The organism is Micromonospora sp. NPDC047644, from assembly GCF_040704315.1.
In the GTDB taxonomy this organism is placed as follows: Bacteria; Actinomycetota; Actinomycetes; order Mycobacteriales; family Micromonosporaceae; genus Micromonospora.
The window spans coordinates 97,337-116,410 of sequence record NZ_JBEYSY010000001.1 but is presented as its reverse complement, the minus strand read 5'-3'; the positions used below and the strand labels follow the sequence as shown (position 1 = coordinate 116,410).

The window sequence follows — 19,074 nt, the reverse complement described above, 5'->3', positions numbered from 1 at the left end:
GTCACCGGTCGGGGCGCACCCTTGGGTGACCTCGACCTACCGGTCGGTAACAAGCACCATAGGCAGCCGGGCGGCCGGTGGCAATGGGCTGTCGGACGGATGCCCTAGCGTGTACGGGGTGACTGACCTGGTGATCGGCCCCGACGGGCTGGCCCGCTGCGCCTGGGGGTCGAGCACCCCCGACTACGCCGTCTACCACGACACCGAGTGGGGGCGACCGCTGCGCGGAGACGACGCGCTCTACGAGCGGATGACGCTGGAGGCGTTCCAGTCCGGGTTGTCCTGGCTGACCATCCTGCGCAAGCGTCCGGCGTTCCGACTGGCCTTCGACGACTTCCACATCCCGACCGTCGCCCGCTACGACGACGCCGACGTCACCCGGCTGCTCGCCGACGCCGGGATCGTCCGCAACCGGGCCAAGATCGAGGCGGCTGTCGCCAACGCCCGCGCCGCACTGGAGCTGCCGGAGGGCCTGTCCGCGCTGCTCTGGTCCTTCGCGCCGGAGCCCCGGCCGACGCGCCCCGCCTCGTTCGCCGAGCTGGCGCCGATCACATCCGAGTCGACGGCGATGGCCAAGGCGCTCAAGAAGCGCGGCTTCCGGTTCGTCGGCCCGACCACCGCGTACGCGCTGATGCAGGCCACCGGGATGGTCGACGATCACATCGTCGGCTGTCACGTCACCCTTGCACAGCCGGCGTGATGAGATGGCAGGCATGACGACCGAGACCGCGCACCGAACCGGTGCGGCCGGGAACGCCGACGGGACGGGCACCTGGGCCGTGCTGCTGCCCGCCGAACGGTACGAGGCCGAGCGGCTCGTGCACCACGACACGCTGGAGCTGACCGGGCTGACCGACGTCACCCGGCCAGGGCCGGGCGATCAGGTGGCGGTGCTGGTCGACGCGCCGCCACGGCTGGTGGCCCTCGGCCGGGTCACCGAGCCGGGACGACGCCACCGCGAGGACCCGGACGACCCGCAGTCCCCGGTCGAGCCGGGCACGCTCGTGGTCGCGTACACCCGGCGGGCCTTCGACGAGCCGGTGCCGGCCGACCTGCTGACGCTCGACGGGCCGGTCACCGCCGTGGAGCCGGCGGCCTTCCGGGCGCTGGCCGACCAGCTCGGCCCACCCCCGGCGCGCCGCACCTGGCTGGTCAGCCTCGACCTGCCGATCGAGGCCGACACGCCGGCCGAGGCGGTGCGGCTGTTCTGGTCCTACGTGCAGGAGCTGGGCCCGCGTGAGCTGCCCGCCTTCGTCTCGCCGGCCGGCGACGAGCTGGCCATGCAGGCGTTCGTGCTGGGCGAGCAGGCCAACCAGGACCCGGAAGAAGACGACTAGAAGAGCTTGTCGACCCGTCCCCGCCAGTCGGCGAGGACCGGGCCCGGGTCGGTGTCCAGCACCCGCTCCAGCAGCGTGGCGTAGACGTCCCGGAAGTCCGTCGTGTATTTCAGGTCGCCGTCGTCGAGGTCGGTGAGGCTCGGCGGTGCGCCGTGCCAGCCGCCCCGGACGCCCGCCCCGAGCAGCAGCACGTCCGAGGCGGTGCCGTGGTCGGTGCCGTCGGAGGCGTTGGCGCGTACCCGACGGCCGAACTCGGAGTAGACCGCCACCACCACCTTCCGGCCCGCCTCGGTGCGACTCATCCGGTCGGCGAACCCGGTCAACGCCCGGTCCAGCTGACCCAGTAGCACCGCCTGCAACTGCTTCTCGTCGGCGTGCGTGTCGAAGCCGCCCAGCGACACCGAGAAGACCCGGGTGGACACTCCCGCCTCGACGCACTGCGCGACCAGGTCCAGTTGCGCGTCCAGCGGAGTCTTCGCCCCGCCGGTGGCGGTCGCCGGAGCCTGCTCGCCGTCCGGGTCCGCTGTGTCCGGGTTGTCGGAGTCGCGTACCTGGCGGATCATCTCGTCCACCGACCGCAGGTCGGCGAAGCAGGCGGCGGCCCGGGCTCGCGCGGCGGACTCACCCGGCTCGGCGGCTTCGAACGCGGTCAGCGTCTGCGCCGGCAGGCCCTTGGCGGCCTTGCGGTCGGTCACCGGCACTGCCGCACCGGCGCTCCGCGCCCCGGCCAGCAGCGGCGGCAGCGCCGGCTCGAAGGAGACCGCCAGCCGGGGGTCGCCCCCGGTACCGTCCAGCCACCGTCCCAGCCAGCCGGTGTTGCCGGGCCGGTCCGGTTGTGCCGTGTGCCAGATGTCCATCGAACGGAAGTGGCTGCGGTCCGGCTTCGGGTAGCCGACCCCACGCACGATCGCCAGCCCACCGCCGGACCAGCGCTGGTGCAGGCCGGCCAGCGCCGGGTTGAGGCCGAAGTCGTCGTCCAACCGCCGCACCTCCCCGTCCGGGTACGCCAGCTCCGGGCGAGCCGCCCGGTAGGCCGGGTCGCCGTACGGAATGACCGTGTTGAGGCCGTCATTGCCGCCGTAGAGGGTCACCAGCACCAGCGTGCGGGACTGCGGGTCGCGGTCCCCGCTGGTGTCGAGCAGGTCCCGCAGGCTGTACGCGCCGGCCCCGGCGGCCAACGCGCCAGCGCCGACCACCCCACTGGTGAGCAGGAACCTGCGTCGGGTCACAGTGTCCATGTCGACTCCTCCGCTCAGCTGACTGTGTATTCGGGGCTGACCAGGCCGGCGGCCAGCAGCTTGCGGGGCTCACCGGCCAGCGGGGTGAGAGCGGCGCGGGTGCGCGCGCCCCAGCCGTCGACCACGAGCAGTCGGGCCAGCGCGTCCGGGCGCCCGGCGGTGGGCGCGGCGGTCAGCCGGGCCAGCACCGCTGGAGCCGTGGCGGCGGCGAGCACCCCGGCCGTCCGCAGCCGGGCCTGTAACGACGAGGTGGTCAGCCAGGCGGACCCGGCCGGCCAACCGCCCACGCTGGGTGGACGCAGCGGCACCTGGTCGAGCGCGTTCAGCCCGGCCAGCAGTTGCCTGCGTTGCTGCTCGGGCAGCGCGGACGGTCGGATACCGAGTTGCCGCAGCGCACCGACCAACCACTCCACCGGCTGCTTCACCAGCGTGCCCCGGGTCTGCGCGAAGGCGGGTGCGGAGAAGAGCGCGCGTAGGGTCGCGACGGTGTCCACGCCGGCCAGACCGTCCGGGGCCGGGGTCTCGGTGCCGGCGTATCGGAACCAGAGCCGCCCGGCCACGAAGGTCGCCGCCGCCGGTTGGGCGGCCAGCAGGCCGGCGTACGTCTCGGCGTCGAACCGGCCGCTCTGCCCGAGGATGCTCTTCTCGCCACTGTCGTGCCGGCGGGCCTCGAAGCGGGCCACACCGGTACGCCGGTCGACCACCCAACCGGTCAGGGCCCGCGCGCCGGCCTTCACGTCGGCCTCGCCGTAGGCGCCGATGCCGAGGGTGAACAGCTCCATCAGCTCGCGGGCCAGGTTCTCGTTCGGCGCCTTGCGGGTGTTCTTCTGCCCGTCCAGCCAGACGATCAGGGCGGGGTCGCGCACCATCGCGGCGAACAGCGGGCCCAGCGGCCCACGACCGTGCCGGCGCAGCGTCTCCAACTGGCCCACCATCAGCCGCGCCGACTTGACCTTCTGGGCGCTGGTCGCCCAGTGCCCGTGCCAGAAGAAGAGCAACTTCTCGGTCAGCCCGTCCTCGGCGGTCACCATCCGGTCCAGCCACCATTCGGTGACCTGCTGGAGTTGCCTGCGGCGCTCCGCGTTGGCCTGCTGCCGTTGCTCGCGGGTGGAGTCCTTGGTCAGCCCGGCGGACGGGTCCGGGGGCAGCGCCGGGACCGGCGTGGCCGCCGCTCCCCGGTCCGTCGCGGGCGGGGAGAGCAGCCGGTCGAGGGTCGCCGCCGCTCCGGCCCGTTCGGCCGCGTCCACCTCGTCGGCGGTCGGCCCGAAGGTGGCCCGGCGCAGCAGATGCGCCACCGCTTCACGATCGCTCATGCTCCACGACGCTAGGCGGCCCGTGTTCGAGGACGGTAAGGGCGGCGTCCGGATCGCGTTCAGCGTCCCTCGAAGACCGGTTTCTGCTTGCCGACGAAGGCGAGGGTGGCCGCCCGGTGGTCGGCGGTGGCGCCGCAGATCGACTGGGCCTGGGCCTCGGCGGCGAGGGCGTCGGCGAGGGTGCCGGCGTCGGCGATGGAGAGCTGTCGCTTGATCGCCCCGTACGCGACGGTCGGGCCGGCGGCGAGGCGGGCGGCCAACTCCTGGGCGACGGGCAGGACCTGCTCGTCGTCGTCCGTCAACCGGTTGAGCAGGCCCAACCGGCAGGCCTCCTCGGCGCGGACCGGCTCGGCCAGCATCAGCAGCTCCACCGCCTTGGCGTGCCCGACCAGTCGGGGCAGCGTCCAGGAGGCGCCGGTGTCGGCGGCGAGACCGACCTTGGCGAAGGCCATCAGGAAACTGGTGGTCGGACCGCCGATGCGGATGTCGGCCAGGAACGCCAGCGACGCACCGGCCCCGGCGGCCATCCCGCGAACCGCGGCGATCACCGGCTTGGGCAGGTTGGCGAGCCGGGCGGCGATCGGGTTGTAGTGCGCCCGCACCGTGCCCAGCGGATCATTGCCGGAGTTGCCCAGGGTGGCCACGTGCTCGCGCAGGTCCTGCCCGGCGCTGAACGACCCGCCCGCCCCGGCCAGGACGACCGCGCGGCAGGACCGGTCGGTCTCCAGCTCCGCGAGGGCGTCGCGCAGCGCCTCCTTGAGCGCCACGTCGAGCGCGTTCATCGCTTTCGGCCGGTTCAGCGTGAGGGTGACGACGGCATCGGTCCGGTCGACCAGCAGCGGCTCGGTCACGTGTCTAACGACCCTTCTGTCGGACGATGCGGTTGCCGGCGTCGAGGCACTGTTCGACGTACCGGTCGGCGGCCGGACGCAGGCGGGCTGCGTGCCGGTCGAAGAAACTGGCCGCGGCGGTGCCGGGCCACCGCTCGGGCAGCAGCGCCGGGGGCAACTGCGGATCCTGGAAGAGGAACGTACGCCAGGCGTGCACGAGGCGGAACCGCGTCGCGTACGCCTCCTCGTCGCTGCTGCGTACGGTGACCGCGGCCAGCAACGGGCGCTGGTCGGCGACGAACCGCTCGTAGGCGCGGCCGATCTCGGCCAGGTTCCAGGCGCGTCGGACCACGCCCATCGCGCCGGGGGTGCCGGAGAAGTGTGAGGCGGTGAACCGCTCGAACCGGATGCCGGTTTCGGCGAGGAGCAGGTCGACGTCCTCGGCGGGGCGGGTGGCGACCCAGGTCTGCTCGTCGAGCGTCCCGTAGCCGAGGAAGCTCAGGTTGGCGGCGAGCCGCTGGCGGTCCCGCCGGGAGCCCGGGGCCTCCAACACCAGCAGATCGAACCGGCCGTCCCAGGTGACCCGGCCGGTCCGGTAGATCCGGGCCGCTGCCTCGTCGAGTCGGCGGGCGGCTTTCGGTGTGATCGAATATCCGGGTCCGGAGACCAGCCGGAGGGGTTCGAGCCAGCCCTGACGCACCATCCGGGAGACGGCGGTGCGAACTGCCGGCGGTGCGATTCCCAGCGGCGCCAGTAGCTTGACCAGGGCAGCAACCGGTGCCCGGCCACCCCTCGGACGGAGGTGGTCGCCGTACAGGTCGAAGAGTGCCGACCGTGCCTGCATGACCGCACATTGTGACAGGCCTTCTCAAGATAAGCTAGATGCTGTTACATCAATGCTGCTCCGGTTTGGGTCCGGCGGTGTTCATCAGGGAAAATCGTTTGTTGACACCCCCGCGACCGTTGCGGGTGGTCGTGACGAAGTGGCTGTGGGGCAACCCACCGACCCTGGTGTAGGTCTGAGGGGAGACAACATGGCGGCGATGAAGCCGCGGACGGGCGACGGTCCGCTGGAAGTCACCAAGGAGGGGCGGGGCATCGTCATGCGGGTCCCGCTGGAGGGCGGTGGCCGGCTCGTCGTCGAGATGACTCCCGACGAGGCCAACGCGCTCGGTGACGCACTGAAGGCCGCGGCCGGCTGAGTAAGGAGTGCTCCGGGCGGCTCCGGCCGCCCGGAACGTTCTGCGGACCCTGAGCCACCGGAACCACCGGTGGCTCAGGGTCTTCAATGCTGCGGGCAGGCGGGTTGGCTGCCGACCCGCGACACTTTCCTGGAGGTGCGGTTCCGCGTGCTCGCCATTCGTCTGATCGCCGAGCCCGACCGGCTCGACGTCCTCGTCCTGCCCGTCCGCTCCGCCGATCCGACGGCGGAAGACGACACCTCGGCCGAGCCGGTACCGACCGCCGTGGCGGGCCCGGACGGCACGGCTGACGAGGCGGCCGCGCTGGTGTCGGCGGCCCGGCTGACCGGCCGAACCGGCGAGATCCACACCCAGCTGCGCCCCGGGCGTACCCCCGGCCGGCTGCTGCTGCTCGGCATCGGCGACGGCGACGAGGCGGCCTGGCGGACGGCCGGCGCGGCCCTGGCCCGCTCAGCCTCGGCTGAGACGCATATCACCATCGCGCTGCCGGCCGACGTGACCCGGGCCGCGGTCCGCGGGTTGACCGAGGGGCTGCTGCTCGCCCCGTACCGGTTCCGACTCACCGAGGCCGGCGACCGACCGGCGCTCGCCGGCGTCGACCTGCTGCTCGACGACCCCACCGGGTACGAGGACACCGTCGCCACGGCCCGGACCACGGCCGCGATGACGCATCTCGCCCGGGACCTGACCAACACCCCCTCCTCGGTGAAGAACCCGCAGTGGTTCGCCGATCAGGTGGCCTCGGCCGCAGCCGACTTTCCGGACCTGCGGCTGCGGGTCCGGGGCCCGGCCGAGCTGACCGCCGAGGGCTTCGGCGGGATCCTCGCCGTGGGCGGTGGCTCCGCCAGCGGACCGCGGCTGGTCGAACTGGACTGGCACCCCGCCGACGCGCGCACCCATGTGGTGCTGATCGGCAAGGGCATCACCTTCGACACCGGTGGCATCTCGATCAAGCCGGTGGCGTCGATGAAGCTGATGCGTAAGGACATGGCCGGCGCGGCCGCGGTCGTCGCCGCCACCCTGGGCGCCGCCGCGCTGCGGCTGCCGGTCCGGATCACCACGTTGGCCCCGCTGGCCGAGAACATGGTCAGCGGCTCGGCGTTCCGCCCCGGTGACGTGATCCGGCACTACGGCGGTACGACGAGCGAGACGACCAACTCCGACGCCGAGGGTCGCCTGGTCCTCGCCGACGCGCTGGCGTACGCGGCGCGGCAGCTCAAACCCGACCTGCTGCTCGACCTGGCCACGCTCACCGGCGCGAACTCGGTGGCGCTGGGCAAGCGCACCGCCGCCCTCTACAGCGAGAACGACGAACTGGCCGCCAGCGTGCTGGCGGCGGTCGAGGCGGCCGGTGAGTCGGCGTGGCGGATGCCGCTGCACACCGACTACGTGGAATACCTCGGCAGCGAGATCGCCGACCTCTACAGCGCACCCACGCAGGGTGCCGGCTCGGTGCTGGCCGCGCTCTACCTGCGCGAGTTCACCGGTGAACTACGAGACCGCTGGCTGCACCTGGACATGTCCGCCCCGTCCTGGGCCGACGGGGACCAGGCCGAGGTCAGCCGCGGCGCCACCGGTTGGGGCGTCCGCTCGTTGCTGCGCTGGCTCGCCGACGTCGACTAGCGCGAGGGTCCTCGCCGACGTCGACTAGCGCGAGGGTCGGAGCCTCGGGGCGACCCGGGCTCTGACCCGTCCTGGCGCGAATCAGCACTTCACCGCGGCCAGCAGCCCGTGCCCGACCGGAAGAAGCGCGGGGATCCAGTGCTCCGACTCCCGGACCGCTTTGATCGTCTCGCGAACCGTCACCGTCTCCGCGTCCCGGGCGGAGGGGTCGCCGATCCGGTCGCTGGCCAGCACGCCGTTGAGCGCCAGCACGCCCCCGGGGCGCAACAGCCGCAGCGCCGCCTCCACACAGGCGTGGAAGCCGGTCGCCTCCGCGTCCACGAAGACCAGGTCGTACGCGCCGTCGGCGAGCCGGGGCAGCACGTCGAGTGCCCGACCGGTGATGATCCGGGTACGCCCGGCCGCGAAGCCGGCCTCGGCGAAGATCCGCCGGGCGATCCGCTGGTGCTCCACCTCCACGTCGATGGTGGTGAGCACGCCGTCGGCGCGCATGCCGCGCAGCAACCAGACACCGCTGACCCCGGTGCCGGTGCCGATCTCCACCACCGCACGGGCATTACCGGCGGCGGCCAGCAGCCGCAGCGCCGCGCCCGCGCCGGGCGTGACCGCGTCGAGGCCGACCTCCCGGGCCAGGCTGCGGGCGGTACGCAGGACGAGATCCTCGGTGACGTACGACTCGGCGAAGTGCTGGGCCTGTGTCGTCGAACTGCCGGAACCGGCGACCGTGGCGATGGGGCACCTCCGGGGGCGGTGCGTGGTGCGGGGGCGGGTTGGCACTGTGAGCGTAGAGGCGACGGTCGTGGGGCGCGCAGCCGCGCCTCCGCCGGAAGCGATCACCGGGGCAACCGATGACTGTGCCGCGTCCATCCGTGCAATCCTGGAGGCGGTATCCCGTCAGCCGCGACCGGATCGGCCCGTGGCCGGGCGACGCGGCGCGGGATCCGGGGACGGACTGGGAGGCACCGACGTGACCGACGGCTGGGACTGGCGCCGGGGCGGTGAGACTCCGGCTCCGGCGCGACCGCCCGGGGCAGGAGCCCCGTCGGTGGGGCCGCCGACCATGCCGGGGGCTGACCGCCCGCCCCTTGCCCCGCCAGGCAGCGGGCCGGCACCGGGCTGGCCGGCGTCGTCCGGCGGATCGGCACCGGCCTGGCCGGCGCCGGCTTCGGGCGGGCCCGGTTCGGCCGATGCGTCGGCCTGGTGGTCGGACGCGCTCGCCGACCCCTGGCGCGACCCGGCGGCCCCGACCGCTGTGGTGGTGCCCGGCGTGGTGGCTCCCGGTGCCGAGCCCGAGCCGGTCACCGACCCCGATGCGCCCGGCCGGCCGACACTGCGCCACCTGTTGCTCATTCCCGTGATCACCGCGCTGTTGGCCGGCACCCTCGGCGGTGCGTTGGGCTACGCGTTCGCGGTGCGCGGCGGCGCTGGTGCGGCGGTCCTCGGCGCTGCGCCCGCGGAGGTGCCGGCGCTGGCGCAGCGCAAACCGGAGTCGCTGGCCGGGGTCGCCGAACGGGTCCTGCCCAGCGTGGTCACCGTGCGGGTGAGCAGCCTCGGCGGGACCAGTGAGGGCTCGGGTTTCATCGCCACCACCGACGGCCATGTGATCACCAATGACCATGTGGTGGCCGGCGGGACCGGTAAGGCCTCGGTCGTCTTCAACGACGGCAGCACCGCGCCGGCGACCATCGTGGGCCAGGACGCGGAGTCGGACATCGCGGTGATCAAGGTGAGTCGTCCCGGTTTGCGACCCGTGGAGTTCGGCGATTCCGACGCGCTGGCGGTCGGCGACCCCGTGCTCGCCATCGGCTCGCCGTTGTCGCTGGCCAACACGGTCACCGCCGGCATCGTGAGTGCCCTGGACCGGACGATGCAGGCCGGCGAGCCGGGCGGCCCGGTGCGTTACTACGCGGCCATCCAGACCGACGCCGCCGTCAACCACGGCAACTCGGGCGGCCCTCTCGTCGACGGCGCCGGCCGGGTGGTCGGCGTGAATTCCACCATCAAGTCGCTGGTCGCCGAGGGCCAGGAGGCGGGCAACATCGGGCTCGCCTTCGCCATTCCGATCAACCAGGCCAAGCGGGTGACCCAGGACATCATCGGCACCGGCAAGGCCCGGCGTACGGTGATCGGCGCGCGGGCGGACGGCCCGACCGGGGTCGTCGGGGGCGGCCTGCGGCTGGCCGAGGTGGAGCCGTCCGGCCCCGCGGACGGCGCTGGGCTCAAGGTCGGTGACGTGATCCTCAAGATCAACGGGCGCCCGATGACCGAGCCGACGGATCTGACGGCGTTGGTCCGCAAGTACGCGCCGGGTTCGGTCGTGACCGTCGAGTATCGGCGGGGCTCCGCCCGGCAGAACACCTCGGTAACTCTCGCCGCGGACGCGAAGTGACTCACCGCCCAAGCGCAGTGGACAGCGGCGCACCCCTTGCCCGAAAGCCCTCCGCCGTGCGTAGTCTTGCTGCTGACGCCGAGAGGAGGCCCGCGGGATGCTCGACAACCTGAACTGGTGGGAGATCGGTGCGCTGCTGCTCCTGGCGCTGTTGATCTTCGGTGACCGGCTCCCCGCCGTGATCACCGACGGCCTGCGGTTGGTGCGGAACCTGCGCAACATGGCCCGCAACGCCACCGGTGACCTGAGCCGTGAACTGGGCACCGACATTCAGCTGGAAGACCTGCACCCGAAGGCGTTCATCCGCAAGCACCTCCTCAGCGAGGAGGACGAGGCGGCGATCCGCAAGCCGTTGCAGGGCGTCTACGACAACCTGCGCGCGGACGTCAGCGGCGTGCACAACGACCTGAAGGACGTGGCCAACGCCGCCGACCTGCGGTCGAACGGGAGTTCGCCCGCCAGCACGGCCACCAGCAGCCCCTCGGCTCCGGCTCCGGCCCCCCGCGTCAGCTACGACGACGCCACCTGACCGACCCGCCCCCGGCACCCGCGCTTGTCTCGACTAACTCGGTTTTCAGGAAGTCGTCGCGCCAATCGGCACCGGATGCCCCGGTTTTCAGAAACCCGAGTTGACCACGGCAGCCGGCGCTCGGCCAGCGCCTGGCGCACCGACACGACTCAGCCCGCCGACCGACAGGGGTCGACGGGCTGACGGATGTCGTGGGTGGTCAGCGACCGGCGGGCTTGAGACCGAGTGGCTTGCCGAGCAGTGATTCGCGGCGCAGGGCGAGCCGGTCGGCGACCGTGCCGAGCGCCTGAGCGGCCGGGGACTCCGGCTCGGCCAGCACGATCGGGTTGCCGGCGTCGCCGGCCTCGCGGACCCGGGTGTCCAGGGGGATCTGACCGAGCAGCGGCACCTGCGCGCCGATGGTCCGGCTCAGCGACTCGGCCACCGCCTCACCACCGCCGGCGCCGAAGATCTCCATCCGGGAGCCGTCCGGCAGCTCCAGCCAGGACATGTTCTCGATGACGCCGACCACCCGCTGGTGGGTCTGCAGGGCGATCGCCCCGGCCCGCTCCGCGACCTCGGCGGCGGCGGTCTGCGGGGTGGTGACGATCAGGATCTCCGAGTTGGGCAGCAACTGGGCCAGCGAGATGGCCACGTCACCGGTGCCCGGGGGCAGGTCGAGCAGGAGCACGTCCAGGTCGCCCCAGTAGACGTCGGCCAGGAACTGCTGCAATGCCCGGTGCAGCATCGGGCCGCGCCACACGACCGCGGCGTTGCCGGACGTGAACATGCCGATCGAGATCACCTTCACGCCGTGCGACTGCGGCGGCATGATCATGTCTTCGACGCGGGTGGGCCGCGCCTCCGTGCCGAGCATCCGCGGCACCGAGTGGCCGTAGATGTCGGCGTCGACCACCCCGACGGAGAGCCCACGGGCGGCGAGCGCCGCCGCCAGGTTGACGGTGACGCTGGACTTGCCGACGCCACCCTTGCCGCTGGCCACCGCGTACACGCGGGTGCGCGAGCCGGGCTGGGCGAACGGGATGACGGGCTCCTCGGTGGCGCCGCCGCCGCGCAGCTGCGACTGCAACGACTGCCGCTGCTCGGGGGTCATCACCCCGAAGTCGATCTCAACGCCGGTGACGCCGGGCACCGCGGCCACGGCGGCGGTGATGTCCGTACGCAGCTTGTCCTTCAGCGGACAGCCGGCGACGGTGAGCAGCAGCTCGACGCGGACCACACCGCTGGCACCGATCGTGGCGGAGCGGACCATGCCCAGCTCGGTGATGGGCCGGCGGATCTCCGGGTCGTTGACGGTGGCCAGGGCGGCCTGGATCGCGTCCTCGACGGTGCTCACGGGTGCTGACATGCCCGCAATGCTACGTCGCGGGGCATCCGTTGCCGCCGCTGCCCGGGGCGGTGTGAGCCAATCGATGACCGGCCGGTCAACCCTCCGACCGGCGCGGGCCGGTGCCGTCCGGCCGGGCGTCGCGGGTGAAGTCGCCGTCCAGGTCGTCGCGGGGTTCTTCCAGGCCGACGCCGTCGGCCGGCCGCGGGCCGCGGCGCTCCTGCCGGTTGTCCTTCTCCTGCTGGCGGCGCTCCAGTCGCTGCCGGCGTTGCCCCACCTCGTCCAGTTCCTCGGCCAACCGGGCCAGCTCGGAGCGGAGGAAGTCGCGGGTGGCGACCTCACCGAGCGCGATCCGCAGGGCCGCGATCTCCCGGGCCAGATACTCGGTGTCCGCCTTCTGCGCGGTGGCTCGTCGCCGGTCCTCCTCCAGGGCCACCCGGTCCCGGTCGGCCTGCCGGTTCTGGGCCAGCAGGATCAGCGGGGCGGCGTAGCTGGCCTGCAACGACAGCACCAGGGTCAAGAACGTGAAGGTGTACGGGTCGAAGCGCAGATTCGCCGGGGCCAACGTGTTCCAGACGAACCAGATCGTGATCACCACCGTCATGACGACGATGAAGTTCGCGGTGCCCATGCCCCGGGCGATGCCCTCGGACCAGCGGCCGAACGCCTCCGCGTCAAACCGGGGCAGCTTGACGCCCCGGGGCTCGCGTGGCTGGTCGAGGCGTTCCGTCCGACGCTGGTCAGCCATCCGTGCCGTCCAGCGCGGGGTCGGTGGTGCCCGGGGCGACGAGGGCGTCGCGGTCCCGCCAGTCCCGGGGCAGCGAGTGGTCCAGCACGTCGTCCACCGTCACCGCACCGACCAGCCGGTTGTTGCGGTCGATCACCGGCATGGCGACCAGGTCGTAGGTGGCCATCCGGCGGGTGATCTCCGGCAGCGGCGTGGTGGGGCGCAGCGGGTCGATGTCGTTGACCACCACCTTGCCCAGCAGGTCGGCCGGGGGTTCACGCAGCAGCGCCTGGAAGTGCACCATGCCCAGGTAGCGGCCGGTCGGCGTGTTCTGCGGCGCCCGGGTCACGAAGACCTGCGCGGCCACGGCCGGGGAGAGCTGTGGCTCCCGGATCCGGGCCAGCGCCTCGGCGACCGTGGCGTCCGGCGGCAGGATGACCGGCTCCGAGGTCATCACACTGCCCGCCGTGCCGGGGGTGTACTTGAGCAGTTGGCGGACCGGGTCGGCCTCGTCCGGCTCCATCAGGTCCAGCAGCACGTCCTGCTCGGGTGGGGGCAGTTCGTTGAGCAGGTCAGCGGCGTCGTCCGGGTCCATCTCCTCCAGGACGTCGGCGGCCCGCTCCCGGTCGAGGGCGGCGAGGATCTCCACCTGGTCGTGCTCCGGCAGCTCGCTGAGCACGTCGGCCAGTCGCTCGTCGTTCAAAGCGGCGGCGACCTCGTTGCGGCGCGCGTCGGGCAGGTCCTGCAACGCGTTCGCCAGGTCGGCGGGGCGCATGTCCTCCAGGACGGCCAGCAGGTTCGCCGTACCCCGGTTGTCGGCGATGCCGCTGAGCCCGCGCACCCGGTCCCACTCGACCTGGTGCAGGTGGCCGCGCCGGCTGAGCCGACCGGTCTGTTCGCGGACGGCGACACGGGTCAGCGACCACTCGCCACCCCGGGTGCACTCCATCGCGACGTCCACGACTGCGCCGGGCTGGCCGCCGGGGTCGAGTTGCACCCGCCGGTCGAGCAGTTCCTGGAGCACCAGCAGCTCGTTCGGGCGCTTCTCGAACCGGCGCAGGTTGAGGGTGCCGGAGCCGAGTACGACGGCGTCCGCGTCGATGGAGGTGATCCGGTTGATGGACAGGAAGATCCGGCGACGCATCGGCATCTCGGCGACGAGGCCCACCACCTCCGGCGGGCGCTTCGTCGCCCGCAGCCGTGCCACGGCGTCACGAACCCGGCCCACCTGGTCGCCGTTCGGGTCGAAGACGGCGACTCCGGCGAGACGGGCGATGTAGACCCGGGTCGGCGTACTCACGGGCACCAGCCTAAGCGCCTAGTGTTTATCAACATGTCGACCTTGGCCTACGAGATCGTGGACGTCTTCACCGACCGCCCCTTCGCCGGTAACCCGCTGGCTGTGGTGTTCGGTGCGGAAGCGCTGGCCACCGAACAGATGCAGGCGCTCGCGTTGGAGTTCAACCTGTCCGAGACGGTGTTCGTGCTGCCGCCGACCCAGGTGGGCGTCACCTACCGGGCCAGGATCTTCACCCCGGTGGAGGAGTTGCCGTTCGCCGGGCACCCCAGCGTCGGCGCGGCGGTCACCGCCTGCCGGCGCGGCATGTTCGGTGTGGGGCAGGTCACCCAGGAGTGCCGGGCCGGTGTGCTGCCGATCGAGGTGAGGGCGTCCGGGGCGACGCTGACCGGTGGTGCTCCGACGCTCGGGCCGGAGCTGGACCCGGAGCCGTTGCTGGAGATCGCCGGCCTGGTCGCCGAGGACCACATCGGGCCCGCCCCACGGGTCGCCGGCTGCGGGCTGGAGTTCCCGTACCTGCCGGTGCGTCCGGAGTCGGTGGCCCGCGCCCGGGTGGACCCGACGGCGGCGCAGCGGTACGGGGTTTCGCACGTCAGCGTCTTCTCCTGGGACGCGGCCGCGCAAACCGCGCACGCCCGGGTCTTCGTGCCGGGGATCGGCGTTCCGGAGGACCCGGCGACCGGTTCGGCGGCCCTCGGCCTCGGTGTCTGGCTGGTCGCGAGCGGTCTGCTACCCGGTGAGGGTCGGTCGGAGTACGCGGTCCGTCAGGGTGTGGAGATGAACCGTCCGTCCGCGTTGACCTGCACGGTCACCGCGGCGAACGGGGTGGCGGTCGGCGCGACCGTCGCCGGCCAGGTGGTGCCGGTGGCCCGTGGCGAGATCGCCGTGCCGCCGTTCGTGGGCTGAGCGGAGGCGCCGATGCGGGAGGATGCGGGTGTGACGGACGAGACCGCCCCCGGGGGCACCCCACTGGTCGACGAGGCGATGAAGAAGGCCGCCGTGGCCTGGGTCAGCGTCGCGGGTGGGCCGGCGCTCGCGCTCTGGTGCGCCCCGCTGGAGGGCGCGCTGCTGGTGGTCAGTGGGCCGGGCGAGCAGGCCGCACCGGGTCTGGCCGACGCGACCGAGGCCCAGGTCACCCTGCGCGGCGACCACGGCGGCCGGATCGTCACCTGGCCGGCCCGGGTGAGCCGGTTGCAGCCGGGCACCGAGGCGTGGGAGGTCACCGCGCCGCTGGTGGCGGCGAAGCGCCTCAACGCGCCCGGTCCGACCGCTGACCTGGTGGCCCGGTGGGCCGCCGACGGATGCGCGGTGAACCGCCTCGCCCCGGCCGGTACGCCGCTGGCCGGCGCGGAGTTGCCGGATGACGCGCAGGCCGAGCCGCCCCGGGCGACTCCGGTGGTCCGGGCCACCCGCAAGCCGTTCCGCCTGCACCGGGTCCGCCGCCGCTGATTGGTCGATCAGCCCGTTCGACCGCCGACGCCCGCCACCGCGGCGTCGGCGTCGACGAGGGCGAGCACCTCGCCCAGGGTGCCGAGGGTGGGGCCGCGCCAGTCCCGGTCGGCATTGAAGACCATGTGCGTGGCGAGATCCGGTGCCGCGAGCCGGACGGCGGTCATCCCGGCCCGCTCGGCGCCGGTCAACTCCTGGCTGCCGCCGTCACCGACGTAGAGGCAGTCGCCCGGCGCGAGCCCGAGCCGCTGGCAGGCCGTCAGGTACAGCGTCGGATCCGGCTTGCACCGCCCGACCTGCACCGAGAAGACCCGAACGTCGAGCAGGGGGGCGATCGCGAGCTGCGGCAGGAAGGCCGGCAGTTCGTGCGTACAGTCGCTGATCACGCCGGTGCGCAGGCCGCGTTGACGCAGCGCCGCCAGCACCGGAACCGCGTCGGCCCGCAGCCAGGTGTCGGCGCGGACCGCCCGGTGCCGGGACGCCACCGCTGCCCGTACCGCATTGTCGCTGGGGTCCACGCCGGCCTGGGCGCACACCCAGCGCAGTGTCGCCTCCGCGTCGCCGAGCCGGCCGCTGGCCCGCTCGTAGTAGGTGCGGTTCAACACCTCGGTCAGCACCTCGGTGGGACATCCGAGCAGCTCGGCGGTGCCGAGGTGGGCGACACCGCGTTGTACCGAACGGGTCAGGGTGCCGAAGAAATCGAACAGCACCGCCTGGTAGCTGGGCATGGGGGAGCGCCTCCGGGCGGTCGAGGGTCGCTGGCGCGGAACCGCGTGATCGTAACGGAGTGATGACTCTCCGTGCTGACCGTCATACGTGTGAGGATTACGTCCCGTGCACCCACCTTCACCCCGGCCGTTTGACCCGCTCACCACCGGCGCGGTCGGGCTGGCCGTGGTCGCCGTGTCGTCGTCCGCGCCGCTGATCGCGTACGCCGCCGCTCCGGCGCTGGCCATCGCGTTCTGGCGCAACCTGCTCGCGGTGGCCGTCCTGAGCCCTTTCGCGTTGGTCCGACGCCGCGCCGAGTTCCGCAGACTGACAGTGGGCGCGGGGCGGCGGGAGGGCCTGTTCTGCGTCCTGTCCGGGGTCGCCCTCGCCGGGCACTTCGCGACCTGGGTGCCGAGCGCCCAGCTCACCTCGGTCGCCACGTCCACCGCCCTGGTCGCCACCCAGCCGGTCTGGCAGGGGCTGATCGCCCGCGCCCAGGGGCGTCCGCTGCCCCGGGTGGTGTGGACCGGCATCGCGGTCGCCGTCGGCGGCGCGGCGGTCGCCACCGGAGTGGACGTCGGCGTCTCCGGCCGGGCCGTCCTCGGTGACGTGCTGGCGCTGATCGGCGCCATGTTCGCCGCCGTCTACACCGCCTTCGGGGAACGGGCCCGGGTCAGCATCAGCACCACCACCTACACCACCATCTGCTACGGGATCTGCGCGCTGATCCTGCTGGCCCTGTGCCTGGTCGGCGGCGTGCGGCTGAGCGGCTTCGACGGGCGTACCTGGCTGGCCATCCTGGCCCTGGTGGCCGGCGCCCAACTGCTCGGGCACTCGATGTTCAACTACGCCCTGCGGAAGATCCCGGCGACCACGGTGAGCGTGCTGATCCTGCTGGAGGCACCCGGCGCGGCCCTGCTCGGCTGGGCCTGGCTGGGGCAGGTGCCCCGCCCGTACGCGCTGCTCGGCATGGCGATGCTGCTGGCCGGCGTGGCGGTGGTGGTGCTGGGCGGTGCCCGCGCCGGCCGCCGTGCGGCCGAACCCACAGCCCTGCCCGCCGACCCGACGCCACTGTCCGACCGATCGACCGACACGACGTGAGGAACCCCGACGCTGGTTCCCTCCGCGGCGGGCCCGCCCGGCGTCTGTCCGGGTGAGGAGGGCGATCCGTTGACGACTGAGGACCGCACCCGGGACGGCTTCGCCGACTTCGTCCGGGCCGAGACCGCCGGGCTGACCCGGCTCGCGTACCTGCTGACCGGTGACCGGCATCATGCCGAGGACCTGGTCCAGGTGGCACTCGCTCGGGTCGCGGTGCGGTGGGAGCGGATCGCCGACCCGCGCGCCTACCTGCGCCGGGTGCTCTGCACGCAGGCGGCCAGTTGGTGGCGCTGGCGGCGGGCCCGCCCACCGGAGCGGCTGGACGGGGCGCTGCCGGAACGCCCCGGGCCGGGTGACGACACCGATCTGCGGCTGGTGCTGTCGGCGGCGTTGGCCCGGCTGACGGCGCGGCAGCGCGCGGTCCTCGTGCTGCGCTACTACGAGGACCGCACCGAGACGGAGACGGCGGAACTGCTCGGCTGCCGGGTCGGCACCGTGAAGAGTCAGACCCGCCACGCCCTCGGCCGACTCCGTGTCCTCGCCCCGGAGTTGGCCGAACTTGTCGGACGTGACCCCCAGGAGGTGGCCCGGTGACCGCTCGGCTCTCCGAAACGTTGCGTCGCCTCGCGGACGACGTGCCGCCCGCGCGCGTACCGGAAGGGTTCTTCGACGCGGCGCGGACCCGGCACCGTCGTCGCCGGGCCGTCGTCGCCGGCGCGCTCGCCGTCCTGGTCCTGCTCCTGGGCACCGGGTACGCGCTGCACCCGGTCGCCCTGCCGATGCCCGCCAGCCCCCGGCACGACGCCCCGGGCCTGCCCACCCGACTCGTCGACCCGCCGCTTCGGACCGCCTCGGTGCGGGCGTCCGCGCCGGGTGCCGCGGCGATGCTCTTCGGCGGCCCCGCCGTGCGCACCAACTGGCTCGAGACCCGGATGGCTGTGGTGGCCGCCGCCGACGACCGCTACCGCGTGCTGGACGGCGACCCGGTCGTCGCGGGCTTCGAGGCGATGCTCTCCCCGGACGGCCGGTATGTCTGGATGGGCACGTCGCTGCTCGATCTGAAGTCCGGAAAGACCACCAAGGATCGCCCGGACGGCTATCCACTCGCCTTCGCGCCCAACGGGAAACGCCTGGTCTACGCCGATGACGACACCACGTTCACGTCCCCGAACACCTACTCCACCCCGTACGTGGGGGTCTACGACCGGGATCGCGGAACCGACGTGCTGCGGGTGCGGGTCGGCACCACCTGGGTTCCGCCGGGGCGCACGGCGGCGCTGTCGCCGGACGGCGGCGACCTCGCCCTTCAGCTCCGCGACGAGGTCTGGCTGGCCCGGGTGGACGACGCGGGCGCGGATCGGGTCGCCGAGCCGTACCGGAAGCTGCCGTTGGCGGGCGGGCGGCTCGCCGGGGCCGGGTCCTGGCTGCCGGACGGCCGATCGGTTGCTATCCTCGGCCGGTCCACCTGCACCGACTGCCCGGTTCCGTCCTACCGGCGCACCTGGACACTGGTCCCCCGGTCCACAGTCGACGGCACACCGCTGGCCGGCGCGGCGTTCCCGCCGCTGCGCTCCCGCTCGTTCGTGCAACTGCTCGGCTGGCGCTCGGCGGACGAGGCGGTCGCGTTGGTCGGCGTACCGGGTCCGGAGGCGGTGGACAGCCCGGAGGAGCACGACGTCGCCTGGGGGCCCTATCACGAGGTCGGCACGGAGGCGGTGGAACTCGTGGTGCTACGTCGGGGAGCGACTGCGCCGGAAGTGCTCTTCCGGACGCCGGAGGGCATCACCGACCTCTCGGTCGCCGCCGACCTCGCGATCGACGGGGCGGTACGCGAATCCGGCCGCCCCCACTACGGGCCACCGCCGTTCTGGGCGCTCGCTGTGGGGTTCATCCTGGCGGTCCTGGTCGCGCTGCCCGTGCTCTCGTGGCTGCGACGCCGCCGCGCTCGACGGTCGGACCGACGCGCCCGCGGCAGAACACCTAACCCTCGTGCACCTCAGTGAC

20 protein-coding genes are annotated in these 19,074 nt (G+C 73.1%); 11 read left to right on the top strand and 9 right to left on the bottom strand.

Annotated elements, in window-relative coordinates; translation table 11 throughout:
- The first annotated feature begins 118 nt into the window (after positions 1 to 118).
- A complete protein-coding gene (locus AB0877_RS00580; RefSeq protein WP_366605356.1) occupies positions 119 to 700 on the top strand; it encodes a DNA-3-methyladenine glycosylase I in 582 nt (193 codons plus the stop codon).
- Positions 701 to 713: 13 nt separating this feature from the next.
- Positions 714 to 1,337, top strand: a complete 624-nt coding sequence (locus AB0877_RS00575; protein WP_366605354.1) for a hypothetical protein — start codon at positions 714 to 716, stop codon at positions 1,335 to 1,337.
- Here AB0877_RS00575 and AB0877_RS00570 read toward each other — a convergent pair.
- The 4 genes from AB0877_RS00570 to AB0877_RS00555 are packed head-to-tail and all read right to left on the bottom strand — an operon-like array spanning position 1,334 to position 5,562.
- Complete coding sequence (locus tag AB0877_RS00570) at positions 1,334 to 2,575, bottom strand: DUF1501 domain-containing protein (RefSeq protein ID WP_366605352.1); 1,242 nt, start codon at positions 2,573 to 2,575, stop codon at positions 1,334 to 1,336. The genes AB0877_RS00575 and AB0877_RS00570 overlap by 4 nt on opposite strands.
- 14 nt (positions 2,576 to 2,589) lie before the next feature.
- Positions 2,590 to 3,888, bottom strand: a complete 1,299-nt coding sequence (locus AB0877_RS00565) for a DUF1800 domain-containing protein (RefSeq protein WP_366605350.1) — start codon at positions 3,886 to 3,888, stop codon at positions 2,590 to 2,592.
- Positions 3,889 to 3,947: 59 nt separating this feature from the next.
- Positions 3,948 to 4,739 (bottom strand): enoyl-CoA hydratase-related protein, encoded by a 792-nt coding sequence (locus AB0877_RS00560; RefSeq protein ID WP_366605348.1) that lies wholly within the window; start codon positions 4,737 to 4,739, stop codon positions 3,948 to 3,950.
- Positions 4,740 to 4,743: 4 nt separating this feature from the next.
- Positions 4,744 to 5,562: a PaaX family transcriptional regulator C-terminal domain-containing protein gene (locus AB0877_RS00555; protein ID WP_091394799.1), complete on the bottom strand. Its 819-nt coding sequence runs from the start codon at positions 5,560 to 5,562 to the stop codon at positions 4,744 to 4,746.
- 190 nt (positions 5,563 to 5,752) lie between these two features.
- Between AB0877_RS00555 and AB0877_RS00550 the strand changes: the two genes are divergently transcribed.
- The gene (locus AB0877_RS00550; RefSeq protein ID WP_007455245.1) at positions 5,753 to 5,920 is read left to right on the top strand and encodes a DUF3117 domain-containing protein; all 168 of its coding nucleotides are present in this window, start codon (positions 5,753 to 5,755) and stop codon (positions 5,918 to 5,920) included.
- A 147-nt stretch (positions 5,921 to 6,067) separates the two neighbouring features.
- Positions 6,068 to 7,543, top strand: a complete 1,476-nt coding sequence (locus AB0877_RS00545; RefSeq protein WP_366606147.1) for a leucyl aminopeptidase family protein — start codon at positions 6,068 to 6,070, stop codon at positions 7,541 to 7,543.
- An 81-nt stretch (positions 7,544 to 7,624) separates the two neighbouring features.
- Here the strand turns inward: AB0877_RS00545 and AB0877_RS00540 are convergent, their stop codons facing one another.
- The gene (locus AB0877_RS00540; RefSeq protein WP_307788581.1) at positions 7,625 to 8,320 is read right to left on the bottom strand and encodes an O-methyltransferase; all 696 of its coding nucleotides are present in this window, start codon (positions 8,318 to 8,320) and stop codon (positions 7,625 to 7,627) included.
- 190 nt (positions 8,321 to 8,510) lie between these two features.
- On the opposite strand from AB0877_RS00540, the gene AB0877_RS00535 reads away from it, so the two are divergent.
- A complete protein-coding gene (locus tag AB0877_RS00535) occupies positions 8,511 to 9,932 on the top strand; it encodes a trypsin-like peptidase domain-containing protein (protein WP_366605347.1) in 1,422 nt (473 codons plus the stop codon).
- A gap of 97 nt (positions 9,933 to 10,029) precedes the next feature.
- Positions 10,030 to 10,461, top strand: a complete 432-nt coding sequence (locus AB0877_RS00530; protein WP_366605346.1) for a preprotein translocase subunit TatB — start codon at positions 10,030 to 10,032, stop codon at positions 10,459 to 10,461.
- Positions 10,462 to 10,660: 199 nt separating this feature from the next.
- Here the strand turns inward: AB0877_RS00530 and AB0877_RS00525 are convergent, their stop codons facing one another.
- From AB0877_RS00525 to AB0877_RS00515, 3 genes are all read right to left on the bottom strand, one after another.
- Positions 10,661 to 11,809 (bottom strand): Mrp/NBP35 family ATP-binding protein, encoded by a 1,149-nt coding sequence (locus tag AB0877_RS00525; RefSeq protein ID WP_366605345.1) that lies wholly within the window; start codon positions 11,807 to 11,809, stop codon positions 10,661 to 10,663.
- A gap of 76 nt (positions 11,810 to 11,885) precedes the next feature.
- On the bottom strand, positions 11,886 to 12,536 hold the full coding sequence (locus tag AB0877_RS00520; RefSeq protein WP_366605344.1) for a DUF1003 domain-containing protein: 651 nt from the start codon (positions 12,534 to 12,536) through the stop codon (positions 11,886 to 11,888).
- The gene (locus AB0877_RS00515) at positions 12,529 to 13,815 is read right to left on the bottom strand and encodes a CBS domain-containing protein (RefSeq protein WP_366605342.1); all 1,287 of its coding nucleotides are present in this window, start codon (positions 13,813 to 13,815) and stop codon (positions 12,529 to 12,531) included. The genes AB0877_RS00520 and AB0877_RS00515 overlap by 8 nt, the downstream gene beginning before the upstream one ends.
- Before the next feature lie 33 nt (positions 13,816 to 13,848).
- Here AB0877_RS00515 and AB0877_RS00510 point away from each other — a divergent pair, with 33 nt between their 5' ends.
- Together AB0877_RS00510 and AB0877_RS00505 are read left to right on the top strand one after the other, a co-directional pair.
- Positions 13,849 to 14,718 carry a PhzF family phenazine biosynthesis protein gene (locus tag AB0877_RS00510; RefSeq protein ID WP_366605340.1) on the top strand — a complete coding sequence of 290 codons (870 nt, stop codon included), beginning with the start codon at positions 13,849 to 13,851 and terminating at the stop codon, positions 14,716 to 14,718.
- Between the two features lie 12 nt (positions 14,719 to 14,730).
- The gene (locus AB0877_RS00505; protein WP_366605338.1) at positions 14,731 to 15,261 is read left to right on the top strand and encodes a hypothetical protein; all 531 of its coding nucleotides are present in this window, start codon (positions 14,731 to 14,733) and stop codon (positions 15,259 to 15,261) included.
- A gap of 8 nt (positions 15,262 to 15,269) precedes the next feature.
- Here AB0877_RS00505 and AB0877_RS00500 read toward each other — a convergent pair whose 3' ends face one another.
- A complete protein-coding gene (locus tag AB0877_RS00500; RefSeq protein ID WP_366605337.1) occupies positions 15,270 to 15,989 on the bottom strand; it encodes an HAD family hydrolase in 720 nt (239 codons plus the stop codon).
- 106 nt (positions 15,990 to 16,095) lie between these two features.
- Between AB0877_RS00500 and AB0877_RS00495 the strand changes: the two genes are divergently transcribed.
- The 3 genes from AB0877_RS00495 (at position 16,096) to AB0877_RS00485 (ending at position 19,073) form a co-directional block, all read left to right on the top strand.
- Complete coding sequence (locus AB0877_RS00495) at positions 16,096 to 17,070, top strand: DMT family transporter (RefSeq protein WP_366605336.1); 975 nt, start codon at positions 16,096 to 16,098, stop codon at positions 17,068 to 17,070.
- 69 nt (positions 17,071 to 17,139) lie between these two features.
- On the top strand, positions 17,140 to 17,664 hold the full coding sequence (locus AB0877_RS00490; protein ID WP_279515046.1) for a SigE family RNA polymerase sigma factor: 525 nt from the start codon (positions 17,140 to 17,142) through the stop codon (positions 17,662 to 17,664).
- Positions 17,661 to 19,073, top strand: coding sequence for a hypothetical protein (locus AB0877_RS00485; protein ID WP_366605333.1), 1,413 nt, complete (start codon positions 17,661 to 17,663; stop codon positions 19,071 to 19,073). The genes AB0877_RS00490 and AB0877_RS00485 overlap by 4 nt, the downstream gene beginning before the upstream one ends.
- Position 19,074: the final 1 nt, after the last annotated feature.

Coding starts and splice junctions, on each gene's coding strand:
- AB0877_RS00555 (WP_091394799.1), bottom strand. CDS start 5,562: ATGCAGGCACGGTCGGCACTCTTCGACCTGTACGGCGACCACCTCCGT.
- AB0877_RS00550 (WP_007455245.1), top strand. CDS start 5,753: ATGGCGGCGATGAAGCCGCGGACGGGCGACGGTCCGCTGGAAGTCACC.
- AB0877_RS00570 (WP_366605352.1), bottom strand. CDS start 2,575: ATGGACACTGTGACCCGACGCAGGTTCCTGCTCACCAGTGGGGTGGTC.
- AB0877_RS00530 (WP_366605346.1), top strand. CDS start 10,030: ATGCTCGACAACCTGAACTGGTGGGAGATCGGTGCGCTGCTGCTCCTG.
- AB0877_RS00500 (WP_366605337.1), bottom strand. CDS start 15,989: ATGCCCAGCTACCAGGCGGTGCTGTTCGATTTCTTCGGCACCCTGACC.
- AB0877_RS00520 (WP_366605344.1), bottom strand. CDS start 12,536: ATGGCTGACCAGCGTCGGACGGAACGCCTCGACCAGCCACGCGAGCCC.
- AB0877_RS00510 (WP_366605340.1), top strand. CDS start 13,849: ATGTCGACCTTGGCCTACGAGATCGTGGACGTCTTCACCGACCGCCCC.
- AB0877_RS00525 (WP_366605345.1), bottom strand. CDS start 11,809: ATGTCAGCACCCGTGAGCACCGTCGAGGACGCGATCCAGGCCGCCCTG.
- AB0877_RS00575 (WP_366605354.1), top strand. CDS start 714: ATGACGACCGAGACCGCGCACCGAACCGGTGCGGCCGGGAACGCCGAC.
- AB0877_RS00565 (WP_366605350.1), bottom strand. CDS start 3,888: ATGAGCGATCGTGAAGCGGTGGCGCATCTGCTGCGCCGGGCCACCTTC.
- AB0877_RS00505 (WP_366605338.1), top strand. CDS start 14,731: ATGCGGGAGGATGCGGGTGTGACGGACGAGACCGCCCCCGGGGGCACC.